The organism is Acidiluteibacter ferrifornacis (assembly GCF_009909615.1).
Taxonomy (GTDB): domain Bacteria; phylum Bacteroidota; class Bacteroidia; order Flavobacteriales_E; family Vicingaceae; genus Acidiluteibacter; species Acidiluteibacter ferrifornacis.
In genome coordinates this window covers 1-615 of the sequence record NZ_WWNE01000020.1, presented here as the reverse complement: position 1 = coordinate 615, position 615 = coordinate 1, and the positions used below count along the sequence as shown (strand labels likewise).

The following is a 615-nucleotide window of genomic DNA, read 5'->3' as shown; positions in this document are numbered from 1 at the left end:
GCTGCCCTATGGCTTAGGGTCGACTAACCCACGTCCAACCGCTGTTCACATGGAACCTTTCCCCACTTCGGTCCTTCAAGTTCTCATTGAAGTATTTGCTACTACCACCAAGATCTGCACTAGGGGCCGTTCGACCCGGGCTCGCGCCCTGGGCTTCGTCACGACCCCCACGTCCGCCTACTCCTCAGGGCTTCGTTTCTACCCTGAGGGCGAGGTATGGGTGAGACGCTTGAGCGCCATCCATTTTCAGGGCTAGTACATTCGGCAGGTGAGTTGTTACACAGTCCTTAGCGGATTCCGACTTCCATGGCCACCGTCCTGCTGTCAAGATGTACTAACGCCTTTTGTGGTGTCTGATGAGCGTCTACTCTGGCACCTTAACCTCGCGTTCGGTTCATCCCGCATCGCCAGTTCTGCTTACCAAAAATGGCCCACTAGTGTTGGTACATTCGAATGCCCGCGTTCAGTCAAGCAACAAGGGCTTCTTACATATTTAAAGTTTGAGAATGGATGAAGGCTGAAGAGCGCCCCCGGGTCCCTAATCATTCGCTTTACCTCATAAAACTGAGCTCAACACTGCTATCCTGAGGGAAACTTCGGCGGAAACCAGCTACT

The 615-nt window shown here is 53.3% G+C and carries 1 rRNA gene; it reads right to left on the bottom strand.

Annotated features, from left to right (window positions below):
* Positions 1-615: ribosomal RNA gene (locus GQN54_RS15360) — 23S ribosomal RNA — on the bottom strand; the annotation flags it as partial.